This window comes from Kribbella sp. NPDC050459 (genome assembly GCF_040655315.1).
Classification (GTDB): Bacteria; Actinomycetota; Actinomycetes; order Propionibacteriales; family Kribbellaceae; genus Kribbella.
The window spans coordinates 199,847-215,456 of sequence record NZ_JBFAJQ010000006.1; the positions used below are offsets into that span (position 1 = coordinate 199,847).

Annotated in this window: 4 protein-coding genes; 2 read left to right on the forward strand and 2 right to left on the reverse strand. The window is 71.8% G+C overall.

What is annotated here, in order from left to right; all coding sequences use genetic code 11:
- Positions 1 to 501 precede the first annotated feature (501 nt).
- The gene (locus AB0I12_RS21980) at positions 502 to 1,596 is read left to right on the forward strand and encodes a hypothetical protein (RefSeq protein WP_359932643.1); all 1,095 of its coding nucleotides are present in this window, start codon (positions 502 to 504) and stop codon (positions 1,594 to 1,596) included.
- Here AB0I12_RS21980 and AB0I12_RS21985 read toward each other — a convergent pair whose 3' ends face one another.
- The gene (locus tag AB0I12_RS21985; protein WP_359932646.1) at positions 1,597 to 2,676 is read right to left on the reverse strand and encodes a serine hydrolase domain-containing protein; all 1,080 of its coding nucleotides are present in this window, start codon (positions 2,674 to 2,676) and stop codon (positions 1,597 to 1,599) included.
- Between the two features lie 439 nt (positions 2,677 to 3,115).
- On the opposite strand from AB0I12_RS21985, the gene AB0I12_RS21990 reads away from it, so the two are divergent.
- Positions 3,116 to 13,930, forward strand: coding sequence for an amino acid adenylation domain-containing protein (locus AB0I12_RS21990; RefSeq protein WP_359932649.1), 10,815 nt, complete (start codon positions 3,116 to 3,118; stop codon positions 13,928 to 13,930).
- Between the two features lie 447 nt (positions 13,931 to 14,377).
- Here AB0I12_RS21990 and AB0I12_RS21995 read toward each other — a convergent pair whose 3' ends face one another.
- A complete protein-coding gene (locus AB0I12_RS21995; RefSeq protein ID WP_359932652.1) occupies positions 14,378 to 15,307 on the reverse strand; it encodes an ROK family protein in 930 nt (309 codons plus the stop codon).
- Positions 15,308 to 15,610: the final 303 nt, after the last annotated feature.

Genomic DNA, 15,610 nt, shown 5'->3' on the forward strand with positions numbered 1-15,610 from the left:
TGCATCCGCGACCGGATCAGAGACCTCACACCGGAGGACGATGCGGTGCTGAGAGCGGTTGGCGCACATCTGGGCAGGCTCGCCTCTGCGGACCTGGCCCGTCGCGTTCGCGACGGACTCGATCATTCCGGCGAAGCCTGGGCCGATCGCAAGCGCGACCTGACCGCCTTGTCGTCGTCGAGGTGGGCCGGCTCGATCACGAAGGCGACGAACGATCAGTGGGGCCTGGCCCGGCGCGCCCAGAATGCTCACGCCGACGCGCTCGCAGCAGGCATTCGAACGCTCCGGCACCGGCTGTCCTTGCCTGTCGGAGAGCCGGGTCGCAGAGATCGGCCTGGCGGGTATCGCTCCACCAAGGAATGGCACGCAAAGTCTCGCCGCCTCGCTCACCTGGAAGTGCGGCTGGCCGCAGTCGAGAAAGACCGCGCGATTGGGCATGTGTCGGTGGTGCGCGGTGGCAGGGGATTGGCGAACAAGCGGCACAATCTGGCGGCGGCCGGAATGACGCAGAATCAGTGGCAGCCGGTCTGGGAGTCCGCTCGCTGGTTCCTCTCGGCCGACGGGGAGTCCGGCAAGCGAGGCGGGAACGAAACCATCCGGGTCACTCCGGAAGGAGAGGTCAGTCTCCGTCTACCCACTCCGATGCGGCACCTCGCCAATGCCGCGCACGGCAGGTACGTCCTCGCTGGACACGTCGAGTTTGCCCACCGCGGTGCTGAATGGCGCGCCCGCGTGGCGGCCGATCGCGCGGTCGCGTATCGCATCCACTACAACCCCGGGAAGGACCGCTGGTACGTCGACGCCTTGTGGCGGCCGAAGGACGCACCCGCGATGTCACTCGCAGCCCTCCGCAGCGGCGAGGTGATCGGCGTGGACCTGAACGCCGACCACCTCGCGGCCTGGCGGGTCGACATCCACGGCAACCCGATCGGCAGGCCGCGCACTTTCGCGTACGACCTGTCCGGTTCGTCGACTCGGCGCGACGCGCAGGTCCGCCATGCACTCACCGCGCTGCTCCGCTGGGCAGTCCGGACCGGGGCGAAAGCACTCGCCGTCGAGGACCTGAACTTCACCGACTCGCAGAGTCGCGAACACTACGGCCGCCGCAAGTGGTTCCGGCGGTTGGTGTCCGGTCTGCCCACCGGCCGGTTTCGGGCCCGGCTGCTCGCGATGGCATCCGAGGCTGGAGTCGCCGTCATTGCTGTCGACCCTGCCTACACCAGCCGGTGGGGCGCCGAGCACTGGCAGAAATCGACCAGCACTCCGAATCACCAGACCACCCGACACGAGGCGGCTGCCGTCGCGATCGGGAGGCGCGCCCTCGGGCGTCGGCTCAGGCGACGGGCGGCACCGCCCCGGCAGCACCAGACGGATGCTGCCGGGCATCGGATCGTCCAGGCCGGAGGTGGCTCCCAGGGGCGCGAGGAAGCCAGCCGGCCCGGATCTGGATCACGGACGCGATCCGTGCCGCCGACCAGGAGGCCGTACGCGGGCGACCAGGCGACCCAACACCGTTCGGGGCCGCCCATCGACCAGGGGCTCACCCTGGTGGATGTCCAGGAACGGTTCGATCCCCTCTTCGCTCACCCCGGTTAGCTAGAAGACGGCCTTGACCAGGCGTTCGAGGGCCGGGGGGAAGGTCTCGAGCAGGTTGACGTCTGCGTCGCCCATGGTGATGGCGGCGGTCAGGGTCTTGGTGCCGTCGGCGTTGCTGTACATCAGGGCGCCGTACCCGCCCGGGGCGCTGCCGTTGTGGTGGTAGATGGTTTCGGTGCCGGTGTCCTGGGCGAAGAGGCCGAGGCCGTAGTTGAGCGGTCCGCTCTTCGGTTGCGGCGTACGCATCTGGCTCAGCAGCTCGGCGGGCACGAGCTTGCCGCCCTGCAGCGCCGACATGAACTTGTGCAGGTCCTGCGTGGTCGACAGCATGCTCCCGGCGGCGAACAGCAGCGAAGGGTTCTGCTCGGTGACGTCAACGACCTTCCACTCGTCACCGTCCTGGTAGCGGAAGTACCCGTGCGAATGCGGCCCGGGAATGTCCGTCCGAGCACCCGGCTCCACAGTGCCCGTCAGGCACAGCGGCTCGACGATCCGCTCCGTCAACTCCTCGACGAACGAACGCCCGGTCACAGCCTCGATCAGCAGCGCGGCAACGGTGTAGTTGGTGTTCGAGTAGCTCCACTCGGCCCCCGGCTCGAACCGCGCCGGCTTGCCCAGCGCGAACTTGACCAGCTCGTCCGGCGTGTAGCCCTGCAGCCGGTTGTCGGCCCACTCCTTGCCGGTCGCTGGGAGCCCCGCGACGACGGTGCCGTCGGGGTAGTACTCGCCGGTGTAGTTGAACAATCCGCTGGTGTGGTCGAGCAGCATCCGCACCGTGATCCGCGGGTCCAGGCCGAAGCGTGTCAGGTGGCCGGCGACCGCGCCGTCCAGCTCTAGCTTGCCCTCGGCCACGAGTTGCAGCATCACCGTCGACACGAACGTCTTGGTGACGCTGCCGACCCGGAACTGCCCGTCCACCGGCGGCGCCTCGGTCCGGCCGAGCTCACGGATCCCCGCGGTGCCGACCCATTCGCCGTGCTCGTCGTGCACCCGCAGTTCGAGCCCGCCGAACCCGGCGTCGACGAACTCCTGGGCGGCCTGCTGGAGGGTGCTGTGCACGGAAGGGGTCTGGATCGACATGGTCTTGCTCCTCGTTCGAGTGATGGTCTGTTCGACGTCACTCACGATCCCGGCGCGTCCTGACACGGAACCGCCACCGCGCTGACGCGGTCCGGCTTTCGTACGGCCCGTACCCGAACCTGCCGTCGCTCGTTGGAACCATGTCGGCGGTCAGGGCTTCGCACCGGAATTCTTAACCTTCGGCTGCCGAGATCGGACTCCTCCGGGGCGGGTCGCGGCTGGTAGGGTTCACGGCTGTCGGTCGGCGCGATGACGCACCGGGTGTGCCCGGTCACGACATCGTTCCGGCAGGTGGAAAACGGGGCTGCTGTCGGTGTGAAGTGAGGCGGGGTCTGCCCAGAACCCGCTCCGTCCAGTTGGGGAGGCACGTGTCCGTGGGTCGCCAACCGGCCGAGCGCCCCGTCGTACCCGAGACGTCTCAGCTGGTGGTGGCATCGGCGTGAGAAGTGGTGCGGACCGGCCGGCGATCTCCGCCGGGCCGGCGTTGATGATTCCTGCCGGATACCCCCGCGACCTGCCGAGCGCGTTGCTGCGCGCGGCCCGCGACTTCAGCGGCTCGGGCGTCGTCGAGATCGGCGCGGACGGCCGCGAGACCCGGCTCGACTTCCCGACCCTGCTCGAGCTCGCCGCGCGGATCCTGGCCGGCCTGCGCGCGAACGGCGTCCGCGCCGGCGACCCCGCGGTCGTGCACTGCACCGAACCGGTCGGTTTCTTCGCCGCGTTCTGGGCCTGCACGCTCGGCGGCATCCGCCCGCTCCTGGTGGCGCCGAACCCGGGCGGCGACCGCACCGAGGAAGGCCGCGAACGGCTCCGCCGGATCACCGATCTGCTCGGCTGGACGGTCCTGATCGGCCGCCCGTCCGACCTGCCGAACGACCTCGGCCTGCCGGTCCTCGACCCGGACGCGATGGCCGGCCACGAGCCGACCTCCGACTTCCACCGTCCGGCCGCGGACGACGTCGCCGTACTGATGATGTCCTCGGGTTCGACCGGTACGCCGAAGATCGTCCAGCTCACGCACCGCGGTCTGGTCGAGTTCGCCGCGGGCACGCCGGCGATGCTGCCGGTCCGGCCGGGACAGACCACGCTGAACTGGCTGCCGCTGGACCGCAGCGGCGCGTTCCTGCTCTACCACCTGCTGCCGGTGTTCACCGGCTGCACGAACATCCACGTGAACACCGACTGGGTGCTCGCCAACCCGCTGCGCTGGCTCGACCTGATGGAGCAGCACCGGGTCAACCACTCGTGGTCGCCGAACTTCGGGTACCGGCTCGCGACCACCGCGGTCGCCGGCGAACCGGACAGGCACTGGGATCTCTCGGCGCTGCGCAGCCTGGTCAGCGGCGGCGAGCAGATCACCGTCCCGGTGATGGCGGACTTCTTGCGGGTCACGAACCGGTTCGGGGTGGTTCCGGAGACCTTCGTGGCCGCGTGGGGGATGACCGAGACGGTCACCGGGATCACGTTCGCCCGGCCCGGCCTGACGCCGAACGTGCACCGCGTCCGCATCCCGCCGACCGGCGTCGTCGAATGGGTCGACCAGCGCCCGTCGTCCGGGAAGGTCGCGGTCGCCCGTCCGGGCAAGCCGCGGACCGAGGCGCCGGGTGTGCTGTCGCTGGTGTCGGTCGGCGCGCCCGCTCCCGGTACGACGGTGCGCATCGTCGCGCCCAATGGCGCCGTACTCCCCGAGGGCCGGATCGGCCAACTGCAGGTCGCGTCCGCGCGGGTGACGCCCGGGTACCTCGGGAACCTCGAGGCGGACCGCGCCGCGTTCCCCGTCGGCAACTGGCCGGCCCGCAAGTGGCTGGCGACCGGCGACCAGGGCTTCGTCACCGGCGGGCAGGTCGTCATCACCGGCCGGGACAGCGAACGCATCATCATGTCCGGCCGGCTGCACTACGCCCACGACATCGAATCCGTCGCCGCGACCGCCGTCGGCGCCGAGCACGGCCTGGTCGCCGCCTGCGGCATCGCCGACGAGGAGACCGGCACCGACCGGCTCGTCGTGTTCTACGCGCTCACCGCCGACTCCGTCCCCGGCATGGACCAGGCCATCCGCAGCCTGATCCAGACCCGCCTGGGCCTCGCCGCGCAAGTCATCGGCGTCCCGCGCCGCGACTTCCCCACCACCCCCGGCGGCAAGATCCTCCGCCCGCTGCTCAAACAGCGCTGGATCGACGGCACCCTGCTGGAACCCGCCCACACCCACGTCGAACCCGCCGGCGCCACCCCCGCCTCCGGCCCCACCGGCCAGGGCCCGTCCACCACACCGGAGTCCACCCCGTACGCCGACGAGGACCCGTCCGAACGCACCACCGAACTCCCGGTAGTCCGCGTCGCCTGGAAACGCGAACTCCAGCAATCCATCCCCACCCCACCCCAACGCCCCACCCTCGGCACCCAAACCCCCAACCCCTCCGCGCCCCTCCCGACCACCCCTCTCCAAGCACCCGCCCAGAAGGAGCAGTCGGAGGCCCCGGCACCGTCCGACGAGCAGGCGGAGGTCGTGGCATCGTCCGGCGACCAGCCGCCGGTCCTGGCGCCGTCCGGCGAGCAGGCGGAAGCCGCGGCGCCGACAGAGGTACAGCCGGAGGTCCTGGCATCGTCCGAGGAGCGGGCGGAGGCCGAGGAGCAGTCGGAGGTCCTGGCACCGACCGACGACCTGGCGGAGGCCGCGGCGCCGACCGAGGAGCAGCCGGAGGCCCCGGCACCGGCCGACGAGCAAGCGGACGACGCCCACCAGCAGCCGCACGCCGAGACGGTTCCCACCCCCGACGCCGACGCCGAAGCCCCGGCACCCGTTGGGGAGCGGGCGGAGGTCTTGGCGCTGACCGGCGAGCAGCCAGCGGCCCCGGCGCCGACCGACGAGCAAGCGGACGACGCCCACCAGCAGCCGCACGCCGAGACCGCCCACACCTCCGACGCCCACGCCGAAGCCCCGGACCTCACCGACGAGCAGCCGGAAGCCCCGTCACCGTCCGACGAGCAGACGGAGGTCTTGGCGCTGACCGGCGAGCAGCCGGAGGCCCCGGCGCCGGTCGACGAGGAAGCGGTCGACGAGGAAGCGGTCGACGAGGAAGCGGACGCCGACCAACAGCCGCACGCCGAGGCCGCTGCGACCCACCACTCCAACGCCGACGCCCCGGACCTCACCAACGAGCAGCCCAAGACCCCGCACGAACTGCTGTCCACCGCGCAAGCGGAGGGCCCGGAGCCCACGGACGAGCAGGCGGAGGCCGAGGAGCCGCTGCCACAGGCTGCGACCACCACCGCCCCCAGCCCGGAGACCGAAGAGCCAGAGGCACGCGCCGAGCAGCCCGTCGACGCGGAGCAACTGCCGCACGCCGAGACCGCCACCGACGCCCAGGCTGAAGGTCCAGTACCGACCGCTGAGCAGACGGACTCCGAGGAGCCGCAGTCACAAGCCGCAACCACGGCTGTCTCCGACGTACAGGCTGAAGACCCGGAGCCGACCGCCGAGCAGGCAGACGCCGAGGAGCCGCAGCCTCACGCTGTAACCAGCGCCGTCCCCGACGCGCCGGCCGACGGGGCGCGGCTCGCCGATGCTCGAGCTGACGGTCCGGAGCCGACCGACGAGCAGTCCGAGGACGCGGAGCAACAGGAGTACGACGAGAGCGCGGCCCGCGCCGACGAGCAAGTCGGGCAGCCGGAGCCTGCCGGCGAGCAGGTGGGGGAGACGGAGTACCAGCCGTACGACGCGGCAGCCGCCGCCTCCGACGCGCAGCTCGACGGGCCGGAGCCCACTGACGACCAGGCTGAGGTCGCGGAGCAAGAGCCGCACGCTGTAACCATCGCCGCGCCTGAGGTGCAGACCGGGCAGCCGGAGCCCGCCGGCGAGAAGGCGGCAGAGCTCGAGGAGCAGCCGCACGACGCGCCAGCTGTCGCCTCCGACGCGCAGGCCGAGGGGCCGGAGCCCACCGACGACCAGGCTGAGGTCGCGGAGCAAGAGCCGCACGCCGCAACCACCGCCGCGCCCGACGCGCAGACCGAGCAGCTGGAGTCCGTCGACGGGAAGGCGGAAGAGCTCGAGCAGCAGCCGTACGACGCGCCGGCCGCCTCCGACGCTCAGGCTGAGGGCCTGGAGTCCGCCGATGAACGGGCGGAGGACGCGGAGCAGGAGGCAGAGGTCGCGACTCCCGTACTCGGGGTTCAGGCCGAGGGTTCGGAGCCGGCTGACGAGCGCGCGGAGGTGCCGGCGTCCAGCGGCGAGCAGGCGGAGGCCGAGGAGTCGCAGGCGCCGGGGGAGACCGCCGCCGTCCCCGGGGCGCTGACCGAAGGGCCGGAGCCTGCTGGCGAGCAGGCTGGCGATGCGGGGCAACCGCCGTACGACGAGACGGCCGCCGCTCCCGATGCGCAAGGCGATGAGGCAGCGCATGCGGAGGCCTCGGAGTCGCAGGAGGCAACTGCTGTTGTTTCTGATGCGCAGGCTGATGAGCCGGTCGGCGGTGCGGAGGAGCAGTCGTACGACACGGCGTCCGCAGTACCAGATGCGGCTGAGCAGACGCACGGCGCGCAGGTTGTGGACCCGGAGCAGACCGACGAGCTGACAGACGACGCCGAGCAGTCGGCGGTCGACCCGACGTCCGCTGATGTAGCTGACGCAAGTCTCCCGCCGACTGCCGAAAACTCGCACGACGCGGCAGGCGACGTGTCGATCGCAAGCACCACTTCGTCGCCGGACGAGGACATCGCCGCTCCAGAGGAGTCCGACGAGGCGGCCGAGTCGGACGACGTGCGGTCCGCCGGATTGCCTGACGAACAGGCAGAGTCCGAGCAGGACGATGAGCAGCCGGAGGTCGTCGAGGGGTCGTACGACGGGTCCTCTGGTGCCGACGTGTCGGCTGCAAACGCGGCCACGGCTGCGGATGTGGAGCCGGAGCAGGCTGACGAGGCGGACGGCGCGGCTGCGGAATCGGTCGTGTCGGCTGGTGAGCGGGAGCGGGCTGACGAGCCGGCGGAAGTGTCGGCTGCAGGCGCCGCCGCGGCCGTGGATGCGGAGCCGGAGCAGGCTGACGAGGCGGACGACACGGCTGCGGATGCCGTCGTACCGGCTGTCGAGCCGGTGGAGGCTGTTGACGGGGCGCGTGACGCGTCTTCTGATGCCGACGTGTTGGCCGCAGGCGTCGCCGTGGATGCGGAGCCGGAGCAGGCTGACGAGGCGGACGACGCGGCTGCGGATGCCGTCGTTCCGGCTGGCGAGGCTGTCGAGCCGGTGGAGGTTGTTGAGGGGGCGCGTGACGCGTCTTCTGATGCCGACGTGTCGGCTGCAGGCGCCGCCGCGGCCGCGGAGCCGGAGCAGGCTGACGAACTGCCTGGGGCGGACGACGAGGCTGTCGCGGATTCCGTCGTACCGGGTGATGAGCAGGCGTACGCCGCCGGGGCCGACGTCGCCGCGGCCGGTGAGTCGGTGCCGGCTGGGGCGCGTGTTGAGGGTGTTGGGGTGCGGCGGGGTGAGGGTCGCGCGGGTGTTGTGGAGCCGGTGGCTGTGGTGGGGGTGGCTGGGCGGTTTCCGGGGGCCGAGGGGATCGAGCAGTACTGGGAGAACCTGGTCGCGGGGGTGGAGAGTGTTCGGCGGGAGGCGCCGGACGGGGGTGACGGGGCTGTTGCGGTTGGTGGCGTGCTGGAGCACGTCGAGTCGTTCGACGCGAAGTTCTTCGGGTTGAGCGATCGTGAAGCGCAGTTGATGGATCCGGCGCAGCGGTTGTTCCTCGAGGTGTGTCACCAGGCGCTGGAGCACGGCGGGTACGCGGGGACGACGAGCCCGGTCGGGGTGTTCGCGGGCTCGGGCATGAACTTGTACAACCGCCAGCAGCAGTCCCGCGACTCGATCGCCACCCGGGTCGCGTACCGGCTCGGCCTGACCGGGCCGGCGATCGGCGTGCAGTCGGCCTCGTCGAGTTCGCTGGTCGCGGTGCATCTGGCCTGCCAGGCGCTGAGGTCCGGCGACGCGGATCTCGCGCTCGCCGGCGCCGCCGCCGTACAGGTGCCGCAGGCAACGACGTACCATCCGGCGCCGGACTCGATCCTGTCGCCGACCGGCCAGGTCCGCGCGTTCGCCGCGGACGCCGACGGCACGGTCGGCGGGAACGGTGTCGCCGCCGTCCTGCTGAAGCGTCTCGACCAGGCCCTCACCGACGGCGACACGGTGTACGCCGTGATCCGCGGTACGGCGGTCAGCAACGAGGACGCGCCGGCGGGCAATCAGGAGCTCATCGAGCGCGCCCTGGAGCGCGCTGGGTTCGAGGCCGACTCGCTGAGCTACCTCGAGGCGAACGGGATCGGCAGCCCGGCCGCGGACGTCGCCGAGGTGAAGGCGCTGACGACGGCGCTGCGCCGGCACACCGGCAAGGTCGGGTTCTGCACGCTCGGTTCGGTGAAGCCGAACATCGGCCACCTGGACAGCGCCGCGGGGATGGCCGGCCTGATCAAGACGATCCTGATGCTGCAGCACCGGACGCTGGTCCCGACGATCAACTACACCGGCCCGAACCCGGCGCTCGCGCTGGAGGGCAGCCCGTTCGTGATCGGCACCGACACCCGCGAGTGGACCGTGCCGCTGCAGTCGGGCGGTACGACGCTGCGCGCCGGCGTCAGCGCCCTGGACCCGAGCGGCATGAACGCGCACGTGATCCTCGAGGAGGCGCCGCGGCAGATCCGGCGCGGCGACGACGGCCCCGTCGTACTGCCGCTGTCCGCGCCCGACCCGGATGCGCTCGCCGACCTCGTCGAGCTGTACCGCGCCGACCTGGACCACGGCACCGGTCACCGCCTGATCGATCTTGCCGGTACGGCGGCGCTCGGCCGGCCGGCGCATCGGCACCGGATCGCGGTCGCGGGCGGTACCGAGGCCGAGCTGGTCGACGCGCTCGGCTCCGCCCAGCCGACCGAGGTGCCGCGCGGAGGCCCCGGCCCGCTCGGCTACGCGTTCACCGGTCAGGGCGCGGCCCGGCGCGGAATGGCCGCGGGGCTCGCGGCGCGGTTCCCTGCGTTCCGCTCGGTCCTCGACGAATGCGACCGCGTGTACCACGAGGAGACCGGCGGCAGCCTGCTCGATCTGCTTCTCACCCCGGCCGGTACGGCGGAAGGCGTGTGGCCGACCGAGACCGCGCAGCCTGCACTGTTCGCGTTCGAGCTCGCGCTGGCCCGGCTGTGGCAGTCGTTCGGTGTCCAGCCCGCGCTGGTCGTCGGGCACAGCGTCGGCGAGTACGCCGCGCTGTGCGTGGCCGGCGCGCTCTCGCTGGCGGACGGCGTACGCCTCACCGCGAAGCGCGGCGAGCTCATGCAGCGCGGCACGGTGCCCGGCGCGATGGTCGCCGTCCGCGCCGACGCCGACCGGGTCCGCGAGATCGCCCGGACCGCGGGCGTGGAGGTTGCCGCTGGCAACGGTCCGCAGTCGTTCGTGCTGACCGGTTCCGAGGTGATCGTCGGCCAGCTGGCGGCGCAACTCGACCAGCTGCAGGTGTCCTGGCAACGGCTGGACGTCGACCGTGCGTTCCACAGTTCGTTGGTCGACCCAATACTGTCCGACTTCGCGGAGATCGTCCGCGAGATCACGCTGAAGCCGCTGCGGACGCCGATGGTGTCGAGCTGGTCGGGTGATCTGCTCGAGTCCGGGACGGTGCTCGACGGCGACTACCTGGTCGGTCAGTTGCGGCAGCCGGTGCTGTTCGGCGACGCGGTCGAGGCGGTGACGGCGGCCGGCTGCCGCCGGTTCCTGGAGCTCGGGCCGGACGCCGTACTGAGCCCCGCGGGCCGCCGGATCGCGCCGAACAGCACATGGATCCCGGCGCAGCGTCTCGGCCAGGACCCGGTGCTCGCGACGATGAACGGCCTCGCCGAGCTGTACGAGCAGGGCACCGAGATCGCGTGGGCGAAGGTCTACCCGGACGGCGGGCGGGTCCCGCTCCCGACGTACCCGTTCCGCCGGGTGCACCACCCGGTTGACCCGTCGGTGACGGTTCCGGCCGGCCCGGGCACGGCGGTTGCCGTGGACAACGTCACGCCGCGGCTGAACGCGTTCGAGCGCGCTGCCCGGGCGCAGACCGTGGTCTTCGAGCCGCCGTCGAGCGCCGCCGTCAAGCGCATCCCGCTGGACCCGCCGGAGCCAGCGACGGTAGAGCGGGCCGAGCGGGCCGAGCGGGCCGAGCAGGCCGAGCAGGCCGAGCAGGCCGAGCAGGCCGCGTCGCCGTTCGCGTTGCCGGCCGAGACGCACCAGATCGACGCGGACTATCTGGCGCAGGCCGGGTCGCTGTCCGGCAACGAGATGTCCGCCGAGCGGTACCGCGAGTCGCTGGATGTCGTGCTCGACATGACCTGCGAGGTGCACAACCTCGACCCGTACGACCTCACCGTCGACCACACGTTCGCCGAGCTCGGGGCGACGCCGGCGTCGATGGCGCCGGTGATCGACGAGCTCAACAGCCGGTTCGAGGCCGAGCTGGCGCCGGACGACCTGTTCCTGACGTACACGACGCCGCACAAGGTCGCGACCGCGGTCGCGGTCCAGACGGCCGAACCCGAACCGCCCCAGCCGGAACCGGAGCCGCAGCCCGAGCCCGTTGTCGAGCAAGAGCCGGTCCGGGACGCGCGGACGGCGTTGGCCGTGCTGGGCTCCGGGCTCGCGGAGTTGGCGGCGAAGGTGGACGAGGCCGCGGCGGCGACGAGCGAGGCCGAGCTGCCGGGCAGCGGCATGGCGGCGCTCATGTCGCAGCAGCTCCGGGTCGCCGGTCAGCTCGTGGACGGCGTCACGAAGCTCATGCGCGAACAGCTCGCCCTCCTCGGCGAGCCGGCCCCGGAGGCCAAGCCCCCGGCCGCGGCCGAGCAGGCCGCAGACGCTAACGACGCAAAGGAAATCGCGTCGGATGTGAGTGACGGCAGCGTCGGCGGTGCAGCCGTCTCCTGGACCGACGACGAGCCGCCGGCGCCCTCCCGCAGTACGGCGGACCCGGCCGTCGACCCGCGCCGCCGCGACTTCGCGTACTGGAACCAGGTGCTCGCCGGCGCCGAACCGTTGGTGCTCCCCGCAGACCGCGCCCGCGCCGCCGGTGACGACGCGGTGGCGTCGGTGAAGCACGAGCTGGAGGAGGAGCTCGGCGACGCGGTGCTCGCGTACAGCCGGGACCGCAAGCTCAGCCCAGTGATGACCATGCTGGCCGCGGTCGCGACCGTGCTCGGCCGGTTCGCCGCGCAGGACGACGTGACCATCGGCTCGGCGCTGATCCGCCCGAAGGGCGACACCTCGACGGATCCGCGCCATCCGCTCCCGCTGCGGATCGACCTGTCCGGCGAGCCCGACCTCGGCGAGCTGACCGAGCGGATCCGCGACATCACCGCGGGCGCGTTCGATCACGCCGGCACCGATCTCGCGATCCTGCAACGGGATCCGCTGTTCCAGATCCTGGTCGAGTTCGAGGACGGCGACGACGACCTGCCGCCGAGCGTGGACCTGCGGTTCCGGCTGACCCATCACGGCGCCGGCATCACGTGTACGGCGGACTACCGGTCCGGCCTGTTCGAGCGCCAGACGATCGAGCGGCTGCTCGGTTACCTGGCCGAAGTGTTGCGCAGAGCAACGACCAGCCCGGAGCTGCGGCTGCCCGGCCTGGTGCTGCCGACCGAGGCTGACCTCACCGCATTGCGCGAACTCGAGGGCGACCTCGAGCGCGAGCCCCAAGGCGAGCCAGCCGGTCTCGCTTCGGCCGGCCGGGTACGACGGGACGCGGTCGTCGCCGGTGAACTCAGCGGACTGCACACGCTCTTCGAGCAGCAGGTCGCACGCACACCGGACGCCATCGCGCTGATCCAGGGCAGCCGCGAACTCACGTACGCCGAGCTCGACCGCCGCTCCAACGCGGTCGCCTGGCAGCTCGTCGATCTCGGCGTGAAGCCCGGGCAGCTGGTCGCGGTCCGCGTTGCCCGCGGCACCGAAATGGTCGTGGCCGTGCTCGCGGTGCTGAAGTCCGGCGCGGCGTACCTCCCGCTGGATCCCGGCGTACCGGAGTCGCGCTGGGCCTTCATGGTCCAGGACGCGGCAGCGGTGGCGCTGGTCGGCGACGACGCGGCGCTGGCCGATCGCCTCGGCCTGCGGCTGGTTCCGGTGGCCGCCGGCGACGGTGACACCCGGGCGCGACAGGCGCCGCCGGTCCGGGCGGCGGCCGACGATGTTGCCTACTGCATCTACACGTCCGGCTCGACCGGAAACCCGAAGGGCGTCGTGGTCCCGCACCGCGGCCCGGTGAACCTGGTCCGGCACTACCTGCGGACGCGGCGCTCGCTGCGGACGCTGCAGTGGACGTCGTTCGGGTTCGACGTCCACGTGCAGGAGATGTTCACGACGCTGGCGTCCGGCGCGGCGCTGGTCCTGATCGGCGAGGACGACCGGTACGACCCGGACGCGGTCGTCGCGGCACTGCGTGACCACGGCGTACAGCGCTTGTTCATGGCGTTCAGCCCGCTGACCGCGTTGCTCGCGACGATGCGCCGGCTGCCGGAGCTGCCCGAGTTGCGCGAGATCGTCGCGGGCGGCGAGGCGATGGTGCTGACGCACAAGGTCCGGGACTTCCTGGACGCACATCCGCAGTGCCGGCTGTTCAACGAGTACGGCCCGACCGAGGCGTCGATCGTGACCACGATCCACGAGGTCGACCCGGCCGAGGACCGGCCGTCGATCGGGCGGCCGATCGACGGTGTCGCCGTACGGCTGCTCGACGCCGCGCTCCGGCCCGTGCCGATCGGCGCGGTCGGGGAGATCCACCTCGGCGGCGCCGCCGTTGCCCGCGGCTACATAGGGCGGCCGGAGGAGACCGAGCACGCGTTCGTCGCCGACCCGGGGCACCCCGGCGCGCGGCTGTACCGGAGCCGGGACCTCGGCCGCTGGCGCGCCGACGGCACCCTGGAGTACCTGGGCCGCGCGGACGACCAGGTGAAGATCCGCGGCCACCGGGTCGAGCCCGGCGAGACCGAGCACGTCCTGGCCGACCAGCCCGGCGTCGTCGACGCGGTCGTGGTGGCCTGCTCGGATCCGGGCGGCGACACCTGCCTGATCGGGTACGTCGTCCTCGAGGACAGCGACCCCGCGGTGTTGGCCCGGCTGATGCTCGACCTCGGCAAGGAGCTGCCGATCTACCTGGTGCCGGCGGACCTGATCCCGATCGAGGAACTCCCGCTCGACGACAACGGCCGGCTGGACCGCGGCCGGCTGCCGGAACCGGAGTGGCTCACACCGAAATCCTGAGCGGGCGGTCCTGAGTGGACGGCCCCGGACGTGGAAGTTCTGCACCGTGGACGGGGGGTCAGGTCAGTGACAGCCTTCCCGCGGCCACCGTCCGCCGTTCACGGTGCAGAACCTGCGTTCGATCCCATCCCTCCATAGGATCGAACGTGTTCGATCGGTCGGACGGTGCCGAAGGCACGCTGGTTCCCGATCCGTGCTTCACACGGTTGCGGCGGGAGAGTCGCCTCACCCGCCGCTCACGTGTCCGGTCGATCCAAGGCCCCCCTCGATCTCCCGTGTGCCGGCCGGTCCGGGCCCCCTCGACCGGCCGTGGATGACGGTGCCCCCACCCCATCCATCCGTTGCATCGCGCAACACAGGGCCGTCGTTACACGGATCCGCGAGATTCGTAAAAATTGCGCAAAGGTGCGCGGGAGAGGCCTTACCGGACGCGCAAGAATGTGCGCCTCAGGCCAGTGCCGCCCACGCCTGGTGAGCGGCCCCCAACAGGCCCGCGTTGTCGAGCTGGGCGGGCACCACGGTGAGGTCTGTGACGAACGGCAGCTGCGCCAGCCTCTTCACCCACGCCTGCACCGGGTCGAACAGCACCGGCCCCGCCTTCGCGACGCCGCCGCCGATCACGACCGTGGTCAGGTCGACGGTCACGGCCGTCGCCACGATCCCGGCGGCCAGCGCCTGCGCACCGTCGTCGAACGCGGCCAGCGCGAGCTCGTCCCCGGCGGCGGCGTCGGCGGCCAGGGCTTCGGCGTCCACGGCCTCGCCGGTCCGCCACCCGCTGCGCTGCGCGCGGGTGACCATCCGCGGGCCGCTTGCGTACGCCTCGACGCAGCCGAACGACCCGCACGCGCACGCCTCGCCGTCCTGGTCGATCACCACGTGGCCGATGTGTGCGGCGTTGCCGGACTGGCCGACCAGCGGCCTGCCGTCGACGACGAGCCCGCCGCCGACGCCGGTCGACACGACGATCCCGAGCAGCGTGCGCGCGTCCCGGCCGGCGCCGCTCCAGAACTCGCCGAGCGCGAAACAGTGCCCGTCGAGGCCGAGCGCCACCGGGACGTCGCCGGTCAGCGCCCGGACCTGGTCGACGATCGGGAAGTTGCGCCACCCGGGGATGTTCACCGGGGAGACCAGACCGTGCTGCTGGTCGAGCGGGCCGGCGGAGCCGATGCCGACCGCCAGGGGAGTTGCGTCGCCGCGGACGCGCGCGATCAGCTCACCGAGCGCGGCGAACACCTGATCGGCGTCGCCGGGCGGGGTGGCGATCCGGTCGCCGGTGAGAATCGTGCCGTCGGCAGACACCAAAGCGGCGGCCATCTTCGTGCCGCCGATGTCGATTCCCAGCACGGTTCCCCGCGCCGAAGCTGCGTCGTCGCTCATCGTCCCCCCGGTCAGGGCGGTCAGGTCGAGAGACAACGTTATCTGTAGTCGGCCCGAACAGACAGAGGTGATTGCAGGTAATCATGGAAAACCCGCAGGAAGACGGCAGGTAACTGCCATGACAGCCCCTGACAACGAAACCCCTCCAGGCACCCCAACCAGCCCCGACAGCCGCCCACCTACCCCGCCCCGGCCCCCCGCCCGGCAGATCCGACCCCGGCCGACTTTGTGCACCGGATCCGTGCGGCGACGGGTTCGCCGTACGGATCCGGTGCACAAAGCCGTCCTTCGAGGGGGCAGTGG